Source organism: Pseudomonas sp. E315, from assembly GCF_055406205.1.
This window is the reverse complement of record NZ_JBUZPJ010000010.1, coordinates 23,321-40,464: the sequence shown is the minus strand read 5'-3', so window position 1 is coordinate 40,464 and position 17,144 is coordinate 23,321. Positions and strand designations below refer to the sequence as shown.

General features: G+C 57.2%; 15 protein-coding genes and 1 tRNA gene. 3 read left to right on the top strand and 13 right to left on the bottom strand.

Annotated elements, in window-relative coordinates; translation table 11 throughout:
- Positions 1 to 39: 39 nt before the first annotated feature.
- From ACZRJQ_RS14860 to ACZRJQ_RS14840, 5 genes are read right to left on the bottom strand one after another with little or no spacing between them, the layout of a single operon-like run.
- Complete coding sequence (locus ACZRJQ_RS14860; protein ID WP_463979088.1) at positions 40 to 1,266, bottom strand: methyltransferase; 1,227 nt, start codon at positions 1,264 to 1,266, stop codon at positions 40 to 42.
- Positions 1,247 to 1,936 carry an ABC transporter permease gene (locus ACZRJQ_RS14855; protein WP_463979087.1) on the bottom strand — a complete coding sequence of 230 codons (690 nt, stop codon included), beginning with the start codon at positions 1,934 to 1,936 and terminating at the stop codon, positions 1,247 to 1,249. The genes ACZRJQ_RS14860 and ACZRJQ_RS14855 overlap by 20 nt, the downstream gene beginning before the upstream one ends.
- Positions 1,936 to 2,628: an ABC transporter permease gene (locus ACZRJQ_RS14850; protein WP_463979086.1), complete on the bottom strand. Its 693-nt coding sequence runs from the start codon at positions 2,626 to 2,628 to the stop codon at positions 1,936 to 1,938. The genes ACZRJQ_RS14855 and ACZRJQ_RS14850 overlap by 1 nt, the downstream gene beginning before the upstream one ends.
- Before the next feature lie 57 nt (positions 2,629 to 2,685).
- Positions 2,686 to 3,435 (bottom strand): ABC transporter substrate-binding protein, encoded by a 750-nt coding sequence (locus ACZRJQ_RS14845; RefSeq protein WP_463979085.1) that lies wholly within the window; start codon positions 3,433 to 3,435, stop codon positions 2,686 to 2,688.
- A 13-nt stretch (positions 3,436 to 3,448) separates the two neighbouring features.
- Positions 3,449 to 4,222, bottom strand: coding sequence for an ABC transporter ATP-binding protein (locus ACZRJQ_RS14840; RefSeq protein WP_463979084.1), 774 nt, complete (start codon positions 4,220 to 4,222; stop codon positions 3,449 to 3,451).
- 546 nt (positions 4,223 to 4,768) lie between these two features.
- On the opposite strand from ACZRJQ_RS14840, the gene gabP reads away from it, so the two are divergent.
- On the top strand, positions 4,769 to 6,160 hold the full coding sequence (gene gabP / locus ACZRJQ_RS14835) for a GABA permease (RefSeq protein WP_463979083.1): 1,392 nt from the start codon (positions 4,769 to 4,771) through the stop codon (positions 6,158 to 6,160).
- A gap of 91 nt (positions 6,161 to 6,251) precedes the next feature.
- Here the strand turns inward: gabP and ACZRJQ_RS14830 are convergent, their stop codons facing one another.
- Positions 6,252 to 8,486 (bottom strand): ATP-binding protein, encoded by a 2,235-nt coding sequence (locus tag ACZRJQ_RS14830; protein ID WP_463979082.1) that lies wholly within the window; start codon positions 8,484 to 8,486, stop codon positions 6,252 to 6,254.
- Positions 8,483 to 9,088, bottom strand: a complete 606-nt coding sequence (locus tag ACZRJQ_RS14825; RefSeq protein ID WP_463979081.1) for a biliverdin-producing heme oxygenase — start codon at positions 9,086 to 9,088, stop codon at positions 8,483 to 8,485. Before ACZRJQ_RS14825 ends, ACZRJQ_RS14830 begins: the two co-directional genes overlap by 4 nt.
- Before the next feature lie 161 nt (positions 9,089 to 9,249).
- Here ACZRJQ_RS14825 and ACZRJQ_RS14820 point away from each other — a divergent pair, with 161 nt between their 5' ends.
- On the top strand, positions 9,250 to 9,498 hold the full coding sequence (locus ACZRJQ_RS14820) for a DUF1272 domain-containing protein (protein WP_463979080.1): 249 nt from the start codon (positions 9,250 to 9,252) through the stop codon (positions 9,496 to 9,498).
- Between the two features lie 92 nt (positions 9,499 to 9,590).
- Here the strand turns inward: ACZRJQ_RS14820 and ACZRJQ_RS14815 are convergent, their stop codons facing one another.
- The 6 genes from ACZRJQ_RS14815 to ACZRJQ_RS14790 all read right to left on the bottom strand — a co-directional run bounded on the left by ACZRJQ_RS14815 (position 9,591) and on the right by ACZRJQ_RS14790 (position 14,879).
- Complete coding sequence (locus ACZRJQ_RS14815) at positions 9,591 to 10,499, bottom strand: alpha/beta hydrolase family protein (protein ID WP_463979217.1); 909 nt, start codon at positions 10,497 to 10,499, stop codon at positions 9,591 to 9,593.
- 8 nt (positions 10,500 to 10,507) lie between these two features.
- Entirely contained in the window at positions 10,508 to 10,978 is a 471-nt protein-coding gene (locus ACZRJQ_RS14810; RefSeq protein WP_463979079.1) for a hypothetical protein, read from the bottom strand.
- Positions 10,979 to 11,143: 165 nt separating this feature from the next.
- Positions 11,144 to 11,219: transfer RNA gene (locus ACZRJQ_RS14805), tRNA-Phe, on the bottom strand.
- Between the two features lie 104 nt (positions 11,220 to 11,323).
- Positions 11,324 to 11,596 (bottom strand): oxidative damage protection protein, encoded by a 273-nt coding sequence (locus ACZRJQ_RS14800; RefSeq protein WP_054054381.1) that lies wholly within the window; start codon positions 11,594 to 11,596, stop codon positions 11,324 to 11,326.
- Positions 11,593 to 12,660, bottom strand: coding sequence for an A/G-specific adenine glycosylase (gene mutY, locus ACZRJQ_RS14795; protein WP_463979078.1), 1,068 nt, complete (start codon positions 12,658 to 12,660; stop codon positions 11,593 to 11,595). Before mutY ends, ACZRJQ_RS14800 begins: the two co-directional genes overlap by 4 nt.
- Positions 12,657 to 14,879: an AsmA family protein gene (locus ACZRJQ_RS14790; protein WP_463979077.1), complete on the bottom strand. Its 2,223-nt coding sequence runs from the start codon at positions 14,877 to 14,879 to the stop codon at positions 12,657 to 12,659. The genes mutY and ACZRJQ_RS14790 overlap by 4 nt, the downstream gene beginning before the upstream one ends.
- A 412-nt stretch (positions 14,880 to 15,291) precedes the next feature.
- On the opposite strand from ACZRJQ_RS14790, the gene ACZRJQ_RS14785 reads away from it, so the two are divergent.
- Positions 15,292 to 16,953, top strand: a complete 1,662-nt coding sequence (locus ACZRJQ_RS14785) for an OFA family MFS transporter (protein WP_463979076.1) — start codon at positions 15,292 to 15,294, stop codon at positions 16,951 to 16,953.
- Positions 16,954 to 17,144 lie beyond the last annotated feature (191 nt).

The window sequence follows — 17,144 nt, the reverse complement described above, 5'->3', positions numbered from 1 at the left end:
GGGCGACTGGCTCGCCCCCAATCCAATAGACGCGTCAAGTTATCCACAGCGCTGCGCTAACAGCATCAAGTTGCGCGGCGTTAGGTGGTTGTCGCAAAACTCACCGACACGCACGTTGTAGCCGTTTTCTTCGAGATACAACGCTTGATCAAGCACCAACCACAGCTCCAGAGGGCGGCGAAACAGCCCCCGCACCAGCTCCAGATTGCGCACCTGTGCCAGTCGCTCCCAGCCCGCCTTTTCAAATGCAGGCCAGTGTTCGTTGCCGGTTGTGGATAAGTTTTTCAGCGCTGCCAAGTGTTCGCAGTACTCGGCAAACGGCGTGTTGAGCCATGCGCTGGGCAGCGAGGGTGTGGATAAGTATTCGTCACATTGGCGTGCTTGGCGCTGCCATACATCAAACCCCAAGCGTCTGGCCATTGATTCATCGCGTTGACGGCGCACGCGGCTGCCAGCAGTCACGGTTTCGCTCATCGGCAAACTCAAGTCTTCTCGTGACAGGTGCAGGTTCGATGCTTGGGCGGCTGTGGATAACGGCTGGTAATTCGCAGCGCTGATGCGGTTGTAGCAGCACGGCGAAATGGCAAGTTGTGCACAACCCGCCGCACTGGCCAGTTGCAGCAGGCGCACATGCAGATCGCCGCAAGCGTGCAAGGCAACCGGGGTCATTTCGGGGGTGACTTGCAGTGCCGCGTCTTCGGCAAGCACGTTCTGTTGAACATGCCGGGCGGCGAGTTGATGGCGCTGACTCAACTGTTGACCCGCCTCGATCAGCGCAGGGTCATATTCCACGCACGTTAATTGCTGCTCGGCGTTAAGCAGCCTGCGGCCTAAATGGCCCTTACCTGCGCACCAGTCCAACCAGTGCGTGGGCGTGTGTTTGAACGTCAGTGTTTGAGCGAACGCTTCGATTTGCAGCCATTTGCGCCCCGGTACATCAACGTGCAAGCGCGCTGCGGCAGGCGCCAGCGCTTGGGTGGGCAAACGCTCAACGGTGCTCAGGGCAAGGGAGCTTGCGGCCAGTTCGGGGAATGGCGCAGGAGCGGCCAGAAAGTGCGGATGGTTGTGGCTGGTTTCGGCGTCTTGCAACGACCGGGTGCGCAACCATTGAGCCAACTCGGGATGTTGGGCTTCCCACGGCATATTCAACTGAGTGAATGGCCGTGGGCGCCACAGATGCTGGTGGTCACTTATAAAGGCGTCTAGCGCCTCAAAGCGGGCGAGCAGTAACTCGCCGCTTAAGTCATTAACGCCCTTGGCAGGCATCGACGCGCAACCAGCGCTCCAGCAGTTTGAAGCCTTGAATCAGCACAAACGACATGACCAGATACAACAACCCGGCAATCAGGAACATATCCACCGTCTGGTAAGTACGGGCAATGATCGTGCGCGTCATGCCGGTCAGTTCCAGCAGGGTCACGGTGCTCGCCAGCGAACTGGCCTTGAGCATCAGAATCACTTCGTTGCTGTAGGCTGGCAAGCCGATGCGGGTGGCACGAGGCAAGATGATGTGGATCAGGGTTTTAAAGCGCGACATGCCCAGGGCTCGTGCTGCTTCGATTTCACCCGGTGGAATGGCTTGAATTGCGCCACGCAGGATCTCAGCGATATAGGCGGCCGTGTGCAGGGTCATGGTGATCACAGCGCACCAGAACGGGCTGCGCAAGTACGGCCACAACACGCTTTCTCGTACGGCTTCAAACTGGCCCAGGCCGTAATAGACCAAAAACAGTTGAATCAACAAGGGCGTGCCGCGGAAGAAAAAAATGTACGCGTAAGGCAGCGAGCGCACGTACCACAACTTGGATGAGCGAGCGATACCCAGCGGAATGGCAACGATCAAACCGGCAATCACGGAGAGCGCGGTCAGCTCCAGTGTCAGGGTCGCGCCCTGAATCAGCTTGGGCAGCCACTTGAGGAAGAGTTCCCACACCATTACGTTCTCCTCACGAAGCCGCGCGCGGCGCGTTTTTCAAGTACGTGCATGGTGCCCATAGCCAGAACGGTCAGGCCCAGATACATCACGGCGGCCACCATGTAGAAGGTGAACGGGTGTTTGGCGAAGGTCACGGCGTTTTGTGCCTGACGCATGATTTCTTCCAGCCCAATGACGGATACCAGCGCGGTGTCTTTCATCAGGATCATGAACAAGTTGCCCAAGCCGGGTAGGGCGATACGCCACATTTGCGGCAACACCAGCTTGCTAAAAATACGGCGCTTGGACATGCCAAGGGCCATGCCCGCTTCGCGGTGGCCTTTAGGGATGGCCAAAATCGCGCCACGAAAAACTTCAGTGGCGTAGGCGCCAAAACACAGCCCCAGAGCAATTACGCCAGCGGCGAAGGCGCTGAGGGTGAGGTCGGGCATGCCGATGAATTCACCAAGGGCGCGCACAGCATTCACGCTGCCAAAGTAAATCAGCAGTACCCACAGCAATTCGGGCACACCACGTACTAGAGTCGAATACGCCCCGCCCAGCCATCGTAGTGGTTTAAAGGGTGAAGTTTTGGCCAGTGCACCGAGCAAGCCGAGCACCAGGCCCAGACACAGCGCAGTGAGTGCCAGTTTGACGGTCATCAGCGCGCCAGCGGCAAGCGCCGGGCCGAATCCGTATAAATCGATAGTCATGGGTTAGGCAGGCTTTGCTAGGGACCGGTGCGCCCACAGGCGCACCGGTCAGGCAGGTCAGTAGATGCTGAACGGGAAGTACTTGTCGTTGATCTTCTTGTACGTGCCGTCTTCAACGATTTCTTTGAGGGCCAAGTTCAGCTTGGTGCGCAGTTCGTTGTCACCTTTGCGCAGGGCAATGCCGACTTTGTCGTCTTCGTTGACCGGTTCACCTTTGAACTCGTAAGCCTGGCCAGCCGGGCTCTTGAGCCAGTCGTAGTTGGCGTATTTGTCCGCCAGCAACGCATCTACACGGCCCGAAGTCAGGTCGAGATAGGCGTTTTCCTGGGTGTCATACAAAGAGATGCCGCCACCCACGTTGTCTTCCAGCCAAGTTGCGGCTTGGGTCGAACGCTGGGTGCCCAAGCTTTTGCCTTTGAGCGACTCGACGTCGGTTTTGAAATCGACTTTTTTCGGCGCAATGAACTGTTGCTTGTTGGAGTAGTACGGGTCGGTGAAGTCGACCGCTTGCTTGCGCTCGTCGGTGATCGACAGCGACGACACGATGAAATCGTACTTTTTGGCGTTAAGCGCCGGGATGATGCCGTCCCAATCAGAGGTGACGATCTCGCACTCCGCTTTCATCTTGGCGCACAGGGCCATCGCGATATCGGGGTCAAAGCCGACCACTTCACCACTGGCGTTCTTGTTGTTGAACGGTGGGTAAGCGCCTTCAATCCCCACTTTGTACTTATCAACAGCCAAGGCATTGGCACTGAACACCAATGTGGCGGCAGCGGCCAGAAGAAGCTTTTTATAGTTCTGCATTCGGGTTGCTCCGTTAGCGATTGCTGGACATGAATTGTTTGCAGCGTGCCGAAACCGGGTTATCAAACACCTGTTCTGGCGACCCTTGCTCTTCGATCAGGCCTTGATGCAGAAACACCACTTCGGTCGACACCTGGCGGGCAAAACCCATTTCGTGTGTGACCAACAACATGGTGCGGCCTTCTTCGGCGAGTGCACGGATCACACTAAGTACTTCTTGAACCATTTCCGGGTCAAGTGCTGATGTAGGTTCATCGAAAAGAATGACTTTGGGCTGCATGGCCAGCGTGCGGGCAATGGCCGCACGTTGTTGCTGACCGCCGGACAATTCAGACGGGTAAGCATGGCGTTTATCAGCGATGCCCACCTTGGCCAATAGCGCCTCGGCGATTTCGATGGCCTCAGCTTTGGTCTGGCCCAATACCCGGCGCGGCGCCTCGATGACATTGTCGAGGATGGTCATGTGCGGCCACAGATTAAAGTTTTGAAACACAAAACCTAATTCACTGCGCATGCGATTGATCTGCTTGCCGTCGGCGGCAACCAGTTCGCCATTTTTGGCCTTTTTGAGCTTGAGCTCTTCCCCAGCGACCAGAATTTGGCCCTCGTGGGGGTTTTCCAGCAGGTTAATGCAGCGCAGCAGAGTCGACTTGCCGGAACCGGAAGAACCCAGGATCGAGATCACGTCGCCGTCGCGTGCGGTCAGCGAGATACCTTTGAGTACCTCAAGCTCGCCGTAGCGTTTGTGCAAGTTGCGGATTTCAAGCGCGGGCGTGGCCAAAGCCATGTGCGGTCCTCATTGTGTTCGGGTGCGACCCGGCTGTTGGGCGGCCTTTCTGGCGCACGCCAAGCTAGCATAGGGCCGCAATGGCAACCAACCGCTCCAGGGGCACAAAAAGCGAGGGAGGAGGTTGTTTGTCGCATCACGACAGCTGACTGTCGCGCCGACAACAACTCAACCTGTGTATCGCCCTTTGGCCAACAGGTGGTGTCGCGTAAAAAAGGTCGCGATGTTGCCAGCTTTGGCCCTGTGTTGGAAGCGCGAACCTACTAAAGGTCAAAGATGCGCACTTGTTTTAAACGCACTTGGCCTAAATGGGTATTTTTTGGTGCGCTTGAGTCCTTGTTACTGAGTGTTACGGTAACAAAGGGGGCAAAACCCTTGCGCTAAAGCCTGCGCCTAATGTTGAGTTCCGTTGTTTGGCCTGTGCAGAGCGGGACTTTGATACATCTTGGCGCACTTATTGCGTAAACAATTTTAAACGCCTCGTTTGTTACTTTTTACGAAAGTCAACGAGGTGCTCGGAATGGCTTCAATGCAAAGGTAGTCCCAATGAGCAATACGCATTCTTCTGACGGCCTGGAACAAGGGCTCAAGCCACGGCACGTGACTATGCTGTCGATTGCCGGGGTAATTGGTGCCGGCCTGTTTGTCGGTTCCGGCCATGCAATCGCTGAGGCCGGGCCAGCTGTACTGCTGGCTTACGCTGCCGCGGGTACTTTGGTGGTGTTGGTGATGCGCATGCTGGCCGAAATGGCCGTCGCTTCGCCCGACACCGGTTCGTTCTCGACCTACGCCGACCGTGCCATTGGGCATTGGGCCGGTTTCACTATCGGCTGGTTGTACTGGTGGTTTTGGGTGTTGGTCATCCCGTTGGAAGCGATTGCTGCCGCCACTATTTTGCATGCGTGGTTTCCCGGCACGGCGATCTGGGTCTTTACCCTTGTCATTACGCTGTTGCTGACTGTCACCAACCTGTTCAGCGTGAAAAACTACGGCGAATTCGAGTTCTGGTTTGCGCTGGTCAAAGTGCTGGCGATCATTGGCTTTATCATTTTGGGCGTGTTGGCGATTTTCGGCTTACTGCCTAACAGCCAGGTCAGCGGCGTCTCGCATCTGGTCGACACCGTGGGCTTTATGCCAAACGGCATGGGCGCTGTATTGGCGGCGATGTTGACCACCATGTTCTCGTTCATGGGCACAGAAATCGTGACCATCGCGGCAGCTGAATCCAAAGACCCAAGCAAGCAAATCACCAAGGCCACCAACTCGGTGATCTGGCGTATTGGTTTGTTCTATCTGGTGTCGATTTTTATCGTCGTGGCGCTGGTGCCGTGGAACGATCCGGGTCTGGCGCAGTTTGGCTCCTACCAGACCGTGCTTGATCGCATGGGTATTCCTAATGCCAAGCTGATCGTGGACATCGTGGTTTTGATCGCTGTGACCAGTTGCCTGAACTCGGCGCTCTATACCTCGTCGCGCATGCTGTACTCCTTGAGCAAGCGTGGCGATGCGCCGGCTGCGGCCAAAAAAACCAACGCCAGCGGCACACCTTACTGGGCGGTGATGATGTCCACTGGCGCGGCCTTTCTGGCCGTGTTCGCGAACTATGTGGCGCCGGCGGCGGTCTTTCAGTTCTTGCTGGCCAGTTCTGGCGCTATTGCGCTGTTGGTGTATCTGGTGATCGCCATATCGCAACTGCGGATGCGTCAAAAGCGTACAGAGCGCGGTGAGACGGTTGAATTCAAAATGTGGCTGTTCCCGGGGCTGACCTGGGCCGTGATCGTGTTCATCGTGGCGATTTTGACGATCATGCTGTTTCAGGAGTCGCATCGAGTTGAAATCATGGCTACCGGTTTGCTGAGCATTCTGGTGGTCGCGGCAGGATTGTTGGTTGCGCGCCGTCGCCGCGTTCAGAAGTTGGGGGCACCGGTACTTAACTGAGGCCAGGATGGTTCTCGCGGTTAAGTACACAATCAAGGCCACTTTCCTCACGGGCGGTGGCCTTTTTTGTGGCGGATACAGGCGCCGCTAATCAGCCTGCCTTGGGCACGGTAAAACGAAACTCACTGCCTTCGCCCAGTTTGCTTTCTGCCAATAACTGCCCGCCGTGGGCTTTGATGATGCCTTGGGAGATATACAGCCCCAGCCCGGTGCCAGAGGCGTTATCTTCTTTGGCCGTCCAGTAGCGCTCGAAGATGTGGGGCAGTTGTTCGGGAGGGATGCCTCTGCCGGAGTCGCGCACGCTAAACACAATCTGCTGGCCGTCAGACATGGCCGCCACGCCAATTTTGCCCTGCGCCGGGGTGAACTTGATGGCGTTGCCGATCAGATTGGAAAGCACCTGAAAAAGCCGTTCGGGGTCTGCGCTGATTCTTAAGTCGGGCTCGGCATGGAAGGTCAGCTCAACGGATTTGTCTGTCGCCAGCGGGGCCAGCAATGAATACGCCTCCTCGAAAATCTGGCTCACATCGAGCGACTGCTGGGTAATGGTGTAACGCCCGGCTTCGATTTTTGAGGTGTCGAGTAAGTCTTCGAGCAATACGTTCATGCGGCTGCTGGCTTGCTGCATGGTGTCGATGGCCGAGCTGATGCGCCGCGAGCTGTGCGTCCCGTCGCTGCTGAAGGCTTTTTGCATCATGCCGCAGAGCATCGAGATGATGGTCATTGGGTTGCGCAGGTCATGGGACACTACCGCCACCAGCTCATCACGGGCACGCACGGCTTGTTGTTCGCGTTGTACTTGGCGGGCCAGGTCGTTTTCCAGCGCGGAGCGGCGCAAGTCGTCGGCGGCAAACAAGTCGCCGTGGCTCCATTTGGTGGAGATGCCCTCCATTTCAACTTTCCAGATCTCGAACGAGGTGCGCGGACGCAAACGCAGCCCCTTGTCGGTCTGCTCCAGATTGAGTGGTTTTTTCGGGTCGCCACTCCACTGAATGTTGGCTTTTACCTGCGGGCGAAACCAGAACACGGCGTTGTCGATGGGTTTGGGCAAGCTCATGATCAGCACGCCGCTGGCAATGGCTTTGTACTGAGCCGCCTCGGGATAAAGCCCCGACAGATGGTGGCTGGAAAAAACTGATTGTCCGCCCGCCTTGAACCATTGATGTAAGGCGCGAATGTCTTCGGGTTGTGGGCAGTTGCCGTAGCGATGCAGCACGTTGTCTTCCAGGATCGCTACGCCGTCAGCTTGTGTCAGCGCCATTAGCAGCTCGGGTTCCTCGGTTAAGCCGTCAAACACGTTGTTTGGGCTGTGAACCATGGCCGCGTTAAGGCGCACCAAGGCGTCCATTTTGGCTTCACGCTGGCGGCTGATCTCCAAGGTTTGCAGCGCGCTGATTTGCAGCGACAGCACTTGGCCAAGGGTTTGGCAGGCCATGCGCAATTCATGAGGCACGTGCAGTGGCTGCCGGTGCCCGCAACTGATGAGCCCCCATAAGCGTTCGCCGTCCATCAGCGAGATGCTCATGGACGACAGCACGCCCATGTTTCTCATGTATTGGCAATGAATCGGCGACACGCTGCGTAGCACGGCACCGCTCAAGTCCAGCGCTTGGCCCGTGTCAGGGCGCAGCGTGGGGACGAGTGCGACGGGCTCATAACTGGCGTCGGGAATAATCCGCAGCCAGTGGGTGCGATACAGTTCGCGGGCTTGCTCCGGGATGTCGGATGCCGGGAAAAACAGGCCGTTGAACAACTCCATCGAAGGGGCTGAGGCTTCGGCAATCACCTGGCCGTGGCCTTCCTCTTCAAAGCGATAAATCAGCACGCGGTCGTAACCGGTCATGGCCTGAATTTCGGTGACGCACATCTCATACAGGGCGGGCAGGCTTTGAGCGGCTTGCAAGCGTTGCAGCATGCGGCTCAGGCGGCGCACCTTGTTCATCGTGCTCAGGGCTTTAATGGCGTCAGGCTTGCGTTCTAACTCAAGCACAACGACATCGTGCGCCCGATGCAGCAGGCCCTCGAAAAGCTGGCCATTAAGCGTCAGTTCCAAAGGTGGCGTGTCCAGCCCATCAAAGGCCGAGGCTTGTTGAATCGCCGCTGCGTTTTGCTCCCCAACCAGCTTTTGCAGTGGCTGGTTGAGCAATGACTCAGCGGGTTGGCCGAGCATGGGCAATACGTTGGCGCTGACCTGCTGGATATGCAGGTCGGGCAGTGACAGGGTTAGCAGCACGCCATGAGGCTGGATCGCGCCAGGAAAGCGAATCGGTTCGTCCGCGCAATTGATCAGCAAGGTTTCGAAATCTTTGTTATCCGATAGATTCATAGCAAAACCTCCTGGCTCTCGAACCAACGCTCAAAGCAGCTAAAAGTAAGACAGGCCGCGTGTACGGTTTGGGCGCGTGCGTGCGTGTCGAGTGGCTGGCGGCCTAGAAAGTCGAGAAAGTCCTTCCAGCGTCGCCCTGTGGCTTCGCCATACACATACAGAAATGCCCCGCCGTTATGGGCCTCGATGTTCAGGTGTTGGGCGACGTGCTTGCGCAAGATTTGGCCGCCCAGCGTCGCGCCTTCCAGTACGTACAACACGCCCAGTACGCAGGCTTGGCTGTTTAGGACGGGCAAGTTTTGGCCGCGCGGCGAAGGCTCTGCGTTTATGCCGAGTGCGTGTAAATCCTCAAGCAGTGCAGGCGTTTTGAGGCGCGATTGCAGGTCAAAATCTGGCGGTATGGCTGGGCTGTTAATCAATGCGTGCTCCAGCGCCTGATAAAAACCGTAATAGGCCGTGAGCAAACGCTTATAGAGCGCGCGGTCAAGCGTAGGCGAGAAAAACGGCAAGCGTTTTTCGAGGGCAACATGGCGCGTGTGGGTGCCCGCGCGCAGCTCGCTCAAAACAGAGGCTGGCGGGGTTGAATCATGGTTTTGAGTCATGCCTTGGAACAGGGCTCTCTGTGTGCATTCGGAAAAGAAGCTCATGGTTATCTGAGGCCAAAGCCTGCAAATAGTGCAATACATTTGCGGCGCAACTGCTACAAAAGACAGGCAACGTACGCAGGTTATGCTTTAGAACCCTCAGTGTCCAAGGTGCCGCCATGCTTGAATTACGCCCCAATTGTGAATGCTGTGACCTCGACCTGCCGCCCGATTCGGCACAAGCGTTAATTTGCTCGTTTGAGTGCACTTTTTGTGCTGCGTGCGCGCAGTTGAAATTGGGTGGTTTGTGCCCGAACTGCGGCGGCGAATTGCTGGTTCGCCCGCGTCGTCCGGCCAATAAATTGGCCAACAATCCGCCTTCCAGCGTGCGTATTCACAAGCCCGAGGGATGCGCAGGCGTAGATTGAGGCGGGCACCAACGTTGATGCTGCCCAAGGCGGCGATCCTTTGAGCGTGCTCAATCCTTTTTGAAGGGGGTCTCAGCAAGACGCAGCCGGTATCAGGTCACAGGCCGTATTGCGCCTGGCGCGTCTTCGGGCAACTGCCCTTTTTGCAGCCATGCCAAAGCAATCGGCCACAAACTGTCCTGAAACCGGCTATGAAAAAACGCGAAATGGCCTATCTCGGTCTCGTTGATGTCTTCGGGGGCGATACGCAGATGCGTGCGTGGGCTGGCGCTGAAGTAACTCAGCAAGCGTTCGATAGCGGCAACTGTGCCGAAAGGATCGTCGCTCAGGCTGATGGCGAGGGTTTTGGCCGTTACATGGCAAAAGGGCAGGCTGGCCAGGTTGCGGGCGCTGGGCAGCTTCTCGTAGCGCGTGCGCAATGCGCTCCAGTCTTTGACTACGCCCGCCGGGGTGTCTTCCAGCCAACCCAGGCGTTTGCCGGGGAAGTAGCCACACACCCGCGTCAGCAATGGCATGACGCCGTGCCATTTGGCGAGCATCTGCCAGCGTTGAGCAGGCGCGTAATCGCGCCAATAAGCGAACTGCGCACCCACGGTGAGCAAATGTCGAATCAAGGGTGCAGACGCCGCGAGCCCTGCCGCACAGCCGCCAAAGCTGTGACCGACCATATCGATCGGCTGGCCGGGGTATTCGCGCTGAGCGCGCTTGAGCATGGCTTGAGTGTCCAGCGCGCCCCAGTCTGACCATGACGCCGCAAACCCGCGTAACGACCCACTGCGTGAGACGCCAATGCCGCGATAGTCGAACAGCATCACGTCCAGTCCATGCCGGAACAGGTATTGGGCAAATCGCGAATAGTAAACGCATCGCACCGATGTGGCGGCGTTGATGATGACCACGGCGCGCAAGGCGTCAGGGCTGGGGTGGCGCCATTCAATGCCGCCCAGTGGATAGCCGTCAGCAGCGGGCTCGGTGAATGCCCGGCTGACAGGTTCAAGCAGAGCCGCTGTCAGTGCGCGCTCCGAGCGCTGCGTTCTGCCAACTGTTGTGAGGCTTCGACATAGGCCTTTTGGAATACAGGCGATTCGACCCAAGCCAACGCGCTGTCTTCATCGTCGCCGTGTACCGTCATGCGGAAGGCGATCAGCAGGCCCATCAGGAAATCGGTGGCGTCTTCTTCGTCTTCTTCCGAGATCACCAGCTCCAGCACAGGGTATTGCAGGAATATGCTGCACATCGCTTGCAGGCTGATGCCTTCGGCGCTCTTCATGGCCTGGAACAGATCGTCGAAATCGGAAGGTTCAAAACCGTTTTCGAGGATGTCTTGAAAGTCGAAAGTGCTGAGGTCGATTTTCACATCATCGAACGGGTTGTCGATCAAGCTCGTGCTCGCAGCTTTGCCGGGTTTGCCCATGCGGTTTTGCTTGGCTTTGGTTTTGGCCCGCTGCGCGTGTTTTTGCTGTTTTTTAGGCGATGACATGAACGTGTGTCCTTTGCAGGCTGAGGAGAGGATTGAACCCCATCTCTTTGCAATCGCCAAGAGAGGCGGCGCTGCCGGGTATAAATCGCGCCCAACAAAAAACCCGCACGAGGCGGGTTTTTTGTTTGCTTTGAGGTGGTGCGAACACCACATCAAAACTGAATGTGGTGCCCAGAGACGGAATCGAACCGCCGACACGGGGATTTTCAATCCCCTGCTCTACCGACTGAGCTATCTGGGCAACGGGGCGCATTAGAAGCCTTTTTCGATGACCCGTCAAACACTTTTTTGAAAAATATTTAATTATTACCGTCGCTTACGGGCCAAAGCCTTTAAAACCGGGGTTTATTCCGCTGGCGGAACGTAGCCTTCTGCTTGCGCATATTCTTCACCGCTGAAGAACTTATCCATTTCGCCCTGCAAATATTTACGGTCTTCGGCGTTCATCATGTTCAAACGCTTTTCGTTGATCAGCAGGGTTTGGTGTTTTTGCCAGTCTGCCCAGGCCTTGGCCGAGACGTGATCAAAAATGTCCTGACCTTTGGCGCCCGGGAATGGAGCGCGCTCAAGGGCGGGCAGTTCTTCTTTGTACTTGCGGCACATGATGGTGCGGGTCATGAGGACTCTCCTGCGTTCAATAGGTCGGCTGCACGTTTGAGCAGCTTCTTGACCGGGGCAGCAAGGCCCAGGCGCGGCGGGGTGGCGAGGTTATACCAGAGCCAATCGGCCTCGGCCACGTGATGGCCAGACTCCTTGACGTGGATCAGCCACGGTTCGATGGCCAACTGGAAATGGCTAAAGGTGTGGGTCAGGCCGGGCAGCGGGTGTTGTTGGCCCACGCTGAGCGAGTGTTGCAGCGCCAAATGCTCAATGTCTTTGAGGTCATCAAGCTCCGGCAAACTCCACAAGCCGCCCCACAGGCCTGTTGGTGGGCGGCGGTACAGCAAAATCGCGCCCTCAGCATTGGCCAGCATTGGCATCAGCGTGCGCTTTTGCGGGATGCTCTTTCGTGGTTTGGGGATCGGGTAGCGGGTCTCAAGGCCGAGCATGTGCGCTTCACAGCTGTTCTCCAGCGGGCACAGCAGACAACTGGGCTTGCTGCGCGTGCAGAGTGTGGCGCCCATGTCCATCATCGCCTGAGTGTAGGCATTGACGCGGTCATGGGGCGTGAAGCGTTCTGCGGTGGCCCATAGCTGTTTGGCAACTTTGGGCTCGCCGGGGTAACCCTCTTGCGCGGTATAGCGTGCCAACACGCGCTTGACGTTACCGTCGAGGATTGGCGCGCGCAGGCCCATGCTCAGGCTGGCAATCGCCCCGGCTGTGGATAAACCGATGCCGGGCAGCTCCACCAGTTTTTCGACGTCACGCGGAAACTCGCCGCCGTATTGCTCGACGACGATTTTTGCGGTTTTTTGCAAATTGCGCGCGCGGGTGTAGTAACCCAGGCCTGTCCACAGGTGCAGCACTTCGTCTTCAGGGGCGCTCGCCAACGCCTGGACTGTTGGCAGTGAAGCCATAAACCGGTCGAAGTAGTTCAGCACAGTGCTGACCTGCGTTTGTTGCAGCATGATTTCCGAGACCCACACCCGGTACGGGGTAATGCCCTGTTGCCAGGGCAAGTCGTGGCGGCCGTGGCGGTCATACCAATCCAGCACCGAGGTTGCAAACTGCTCATCTCTCATCGGTTAAACAGCCCCTTGAGGGCGTTTTTGAGTTCAGGGCTGACCTTGTCGCCGAGCTTCTCTTCAAGTTTGTCACTGAGTTTATTGCCGGCCACTTTGGCGGCAACTTTGCCCAAGCCTTCCTTGTCCAGGCGGCAGGCTTTAGCGCCCAGCTCAAGCGGGCCGCGGCAACGCAGTGGCAGCTCAACGCCGACAAAGTTTTTGCCAACCTGACAGGCCGGGTCGGGCATCGCGCTCTTGTCGCCTTCGATCGTGATGCCGATGCGGTAGTCCATGCCCAGTACGCGCAGGTCAATGTCGCCATCGCCTTTGACGCTCATGCCGGGAATGCGCACGATCATGTCCGGGTTGCTGGCGACGCCGTTACGCACGATCAAACTGCCTTTGAGCTCCTTGAAGGGCGTGTCTTTGCCGCGAGGTGCGCCGCTCAAGGTTTTGCGATTGAGCGTAGCGATGCCCTGGCACAGTTGCTGTTCAAGGTTGGCGTTGAGTAGCACGCCGTCGTTGAGCACAAAATTGGCGGTGCCGTTGAGGCTTTCAATCAGCGCATTCTGGCTATTACCGCTGGCCGTGACGTTGCTGTTAAGTGTCAGCAGGCCATTGATCGGTGGTTTTTGACCCTGGCTTTGCAGGATTTTTTCGACGGGCACGTTGTTGATGTGGGTTTGCAGGGCCATCAACGGCAGCATCGGGCGTACATCAAGGCTGCCGTTGGCTGCAAAGTTACCTTTGTAGAGATCGCCGCGCAGGCTTTCGAGCGTCAGCAGGCCGTCTTTGCTATTGGCTTTAAGCGCTGCGTTCTGAATAGGCAGTTTGCTGAGGGTCAGTTGGCCAAAGCTGATGTCGGCGTTCAGATCCAGCGCCTTGAGGCGAGTGACCGGGATGATTTTGGCTGTGCTCCAGCCGCTTTTGGTGGGTGCCGCAGGCAGTGGCGTGTCACCCGATGCTGCCAGTGCGCCCGCTTCGTTGCCTTGAACTTCGGCCTGACGCGCCGCTGTGGCGCTGGCAGCTTCAACCGATGTGGGCGGCATGTAGCGATCAGCGTTAAACGTGTCGCCTTTGAGCTGAACACGCAGCGCTTGTTTGGCGAAGTCTTCCACGGCGATACGGCCCGTGAAGGTGCTGTCATCGACTTTTAGATTCAGTTCGTCGAACACCACACTGCTAGGCGTGCCCGCCAAGCGAGTCACCAGTTCAACTTTGCTCAGGCTACCCGGCGCCATTGCTGGCAGGGTGTGGCCGATGCTGTCTAGGAATGTGGCCAAATCGAGCTGAGCAATCGACAGCCCGCCACTGATTTGCGGGTTGGTATCCAGGCTGTGAGCCTTGAGGTCACCCAGCGCGCGTAACTGATTGGCAGAAACCTTCAAACTGCTCCATTCGGCGACGTTGGCAGCCAAATCAAGCAACAACTGACCTTGTGCAGCGAACGTCATGGTTTTGCCTTGCAGCGGCTCACCCGAGGCTTCACCCGTGACTCTCATGTCTTCGAACTGATAACGCTTGAGCACGCGATCAAAGCGCAGCTTGCCATCGACTTCAGTTTTGACCCGCATAACGGGCTTGTTGGTGCCCAAAAATGCAGTCAGCTTCACCGGCGTGCTGGTTGCTTCGTGGATTGGGCCAGTGCTCATTTGAATGCTTTCAGCGCTGAACTGCTGGCCGCTTTGCTCGTCGTTGTATTCAACCCGTGCGTTGTTCACGGTCAGGCTGTCGATATCGAGCTTGAGCGGTTGGCTGACGGTTTCAGGCTTGGCTACTGGCGCAGGCTCAGGGCTGGTAGCCGGGGCGGTTTGGGCTGTGGCGACGACGGGGGCTGGCTGGCCGATATCTTGCCAGTTGCCGTGGCCGTCTTTGTCGCGGGTAAGGCGCAGGTTAAGGCCTTCAACGCGTACATCGCTCATTTGGATTTCTTTGCGCAGCAGTGGCAGCACGCGCACAGACAGCCCGAGCATTTGCAGGTCAGCAAAAGGTTTGGTTGGGGCTGCCAACGTGGCGACGCTGGCGTCGTGCAGTTCCAGTCCGAGCCAAGGGAAGAGGCTCCAGCCAATATCGCCATTGAGAGTCAGCTCAATGTGGGCTTTGTCGCGGGCTATCTGGCGGATCTCGTCTTTGTAATCGTTGGGATCGAACAGATGGCTCAGGGCAAAGCCCAGCGCCACGATGATCAGCAACAACCCGAGAAGCACCAGACCCAGGATTTTGCCGAACGCTTTCATGGGCGAGTCCTTGTAGGTCTGTATGAAGGTAAGTTTTAAATTTAGCCGCAGAGTATAGCCCCACGCGCCCACTGACTGGCGTTGGATACTGCCTATGTCGGATGCGTGTCATTAAGCCCTGCGAAGGATTGGCCGGTCGCGCTCAAACGCGCGCCGCTTAAGGGTTGAGGCTTTTCTGAGAGTAAAATCGCAGCCCGCTCGTGGGCAAAGCCGAATCAGTTTTGTCGTAAAAGACAGTATCAGTTTGGTATTTCCCCTACTGCCCGGTGGTAATCTTCGGCTGTTTTTGGGGCCTTCTGCGGCGTATTGTCGCGCCTTGAACTCGATCCAATAAAACGACTACGTGCTGCAAAGCACCAAAGTTGGGGTTGGGCGTGTCCGCAAAATCACATCATTTATGGGGGAAACATCAATGAGCATCAGCATCGCTGCGGGCGGCCTTGCCTCACAGCCTGCGTTCCTGTCCAAGGAGCGCATCATCGCTAAACCTGGTTTCAATCGCTGGCTAGTACCGCCAGCGGCGCTGGCCATTCACTTGTGCATTGGCATGGCCTACGGCTTTTCAGTGTTCTGGCTGCCACTGTCCAAAGCCTTGGGTGTAAGTGCGCCAGTGGCCTGTTCGCCGAACATGGACTTCATCGCCCAAGTGTTTTCATCACAATGCGACTGGCCAATTTCGATGCTCGGCTGGATCTACACCTTGTTCTTTATCTTCCTCGGTTGTTCGGCAGCCGTGTGGGGTGGCTGGCTTGAACACGCCGGGCCTCGCAAGGCGGGCGTTGTATCGGCGCTGTGCTGGTGTGGCGGTTTACTGATCTCGGCGCTGGGCATTTATAGCCATCAAATTTGGCTGATGTGGTTGGGCTCGGGAGTTATTGGTGGGATTGGGCTGGGCTTGGGGTACATCTCGCCCGTGTCGACGCTGATCAAGTGGTTCCCGGACAAGCGCGGCATGGCTACCGGCATGGCAATCATGGGCTTTGGGGGCGGCGCGATGGTGGGCGCACCTTTGGCCGCTGCGTTGATGAGTCACTTTGCAACGCCAGACAGCGTGGGCGTGTGGCAGAGCTTTGTGGTGATGGCTGCTATTTACTTCGTGTTCATGATTGGCGGGGCATTGCTATACCGCGTCCCGCCAACCGGCTGGAAGCCAGAAGGCTGGACGGCCCCGGTCAAAAAAACGGCCAACGCGATGATCACTCAGCGTCATGTTCACGTGAGTGTGGCCTGGAAAACCCCGCAGTTTGCTTTGGTGTGGTTGGTGTTGTGCCTGAACGTGTCGGCGGGCATAGGCATTTTGGGCATGGCTTCGCCGCTGTTGCAGGAAGTGTTTGCAGGCAAGTTGCTGGGCAATGAGCTGACGTTTAGTCAGTTGGATGCTGCGCAGTTGGCGCAGATAGCGGCCATTGCTGCTGGTTTTACGGGGTTGTTGAGCCTGTTCAACATCGGCGGACGGTTTTTTTGGGCGTCGTTCTCGGACTATCTGGGGCGAAAAAACACCTACTTTGTGTTCTTTGCCTTGGGTTTTGCGCTGTATGCACTGGTGCCTAATCTGGGCCACTTGGGCAACGTGTCGCTGTTTGTGGCGGCGTTTTGCATCATCTTGTCGATGTACGGCGGTGGTTTTGCCACAGTGCCGGCGTATTTGGCGGACTTGTTTGGCACGCAAATGGTTGGGGCGATTCACGGGCGGTTGTTGACGGCATGGGCGGCGGCAGGGGTGCTGGGCCCGGTATTGGTCAACTATCTGCGTGAATATCAACTGAGCATTGGGGTTGAGCGGGCGGCAGCGTACGACATCACGCTGTACATCCTTGCGGGCCTGCTGGTGCTGGGTTTTGTGTGCAATTTGTTGGTGCGACCAGTGGCCGATAAATACTTCATGACCGATGCACAACTGGCTGCCGAACAAGCGTTGGGCCACGACAAGGGCGCAGACGCCAACACCTCGCTTGAGTGGAAAGCAGACCCTGCCAGCTTGCCGCTGACCGTTGCGGCCTGGCTGGCAGTGGGCGTTCCGCTGTTGTGGGGTGTGTGGGTCACGGTGCAGAAAACGGCGGTGTTGTTTAACTAACGTCTAACTCGCCTGTGTAGTCGCGTCCGACGGCGCAGCCGTCGTAATTCAGGTATCGCATTTTCTTTGTGAATCTGCGTGCTCTGACCTTACGATCGCTGTGCAATCGGACGCCGTCTTCGCCAGCTGCTACGGGGTTTGTATGGTGCTTTAGTCTCACTCTGTCAGCCACATCACCCTTAATGTTTCTG